Annotated in this window: 1 protein-coding gene; it reads right to left on the reverse strand. The window is 73.1% G+C overall.

Annotation, left to right across the window (positions count from 1 at the left end; all coding sequences use genetic code 11):
• Positions 1–91: 91 nt before the first annotated feature.
• Entirely contained in the window at positions 92–910 is an 819-nt protein-coding gene (locus ABZT17_RS45155; RefSeq protein WP_356358004.1) for a class I SAM-dependent methyltransferase, read from the reverse strand.
• Positions 911–1,269 lie beyond the last annotated feature (359 nt).

The following is a 1,269-nucleotide window of genomic DNA, read 5'->3' on the forward strand; positions in this document are numbered from 1 at the left end:
GACCGCCGCCATCTGGCACAACGACCAGACCGGAGAGCCGATCTACCGCTCACTGACCGCCTACGATCACTGACCCCTTGGAATCGATCATCTAGAGGGCCCTGCGCGGCGCCAATGCCCCCCACGCCACCGTCACTTCCCCCTGCCGCCACCGCGCCGGACCGTCCAGCACCGGCCAGTCAGCGCTCAGCTCCCGCACGGCCCGCATCCAGCGCTGGCGGGCGCCGTACGAGGCATAGGGCGAGGCGGCGGCCCACGCCCGATCGAAGTCACGCAGGAAGGCGTGAACGGCCTCACCCGGAACGTTCCGATGAATCAGCGCCTTGGGCAGCCGCTCGGCGAGGTCCGAAGGCCGGTCCAACGATCCCAGCCGCACAGCGAAGGTGACGGTCCTGGGCCCCTCCGGCCCCAGCGCCACCCACACATGCCGCCGCCCGACCTCATCGCAGGTCCCCTCCACCAGCAGCCCTCCCCGGGAGGACTCCGTGACGCCGGCCAGACGGGCGCACAGCCGTCGCCACACGTCGGCGACCTGATCCTCGTCGTACTGGCGCAGGACGTTGGCGGCGCGGATCAGCAGGGGCCGCTGCGGTACGGGGATCTCGAAGCCCCCGTGCCGGAAAACCAGCCCCTCCCTCTCATACGGCTTCGCGGCCGCCACCCGCGCCGGTTCGATCTCGACCCCGACCACGCGGGTCCCCGGGGCGACGGCTCGCAGCCGGCCCAGCAGCTCGACCGCGGTCCAGGGGGCGGCCCCATACCCGAGATCCACGGCCACGGGCTCGCCGGCCCGCCGCAGCTCGGCCCCGTGCGTCGCGACAATCCACCGGTCCATACGGCGCAGCCGGTTCGGATTGGTCGTCCCCCGCGTGACGGTGCCCACGGGGCGGGCGGGGGCGCGGGATGTCATACCTACGAGGGTATGCGCCGCGGGGAGGGGGGTGGCATGGGGTCGTGTGTCGGCCGCGGCTGCGTGGGGGCTGGTCGCGCAGTTCCCCGCGCCCCTGAAGGCGTTCGGGTGGCCCGGCGTTGCGATGAGCCCTTGGCCTTGTGGATCACAGTGCGGCGCCGTCGTGGCTGGTCGCGCAGTTCCCCGCGCCCCTGAAAGGCGTGCGGGTGGGCGGCGTTGATATGGGCCGTTGGTCCTGCGCGCCTGAAAGGCAGGGCGTGCAGGCGCCCTCGGGCAGAAGGCCAGGCGGGCCTTGGGCGTCGTGCAGGCGCGTACGGCGGTAAGGGGACGGGACGGGGGGTGTCCGCCCGCAGCGGCGG

The organism is Streptomyces sp. NPDC005648 (genome assembly GCF_040605395.1).
Lineage (GTDB): Bacteria > Actinomycetota > Actinomycetes > Streptomycetales > Streptomycetaceae > Streptomyces.

What these genes read in the sequence shown, in the direction of transcription:
- ABZT17_RS45155 (WP_356358004.1), bottom strand. Translation starts at nt 910, where the DNA reads ATGACATCCCGCGCCCCCGCCCGCCCCGTGGGCACCGTCACGCGGGGG.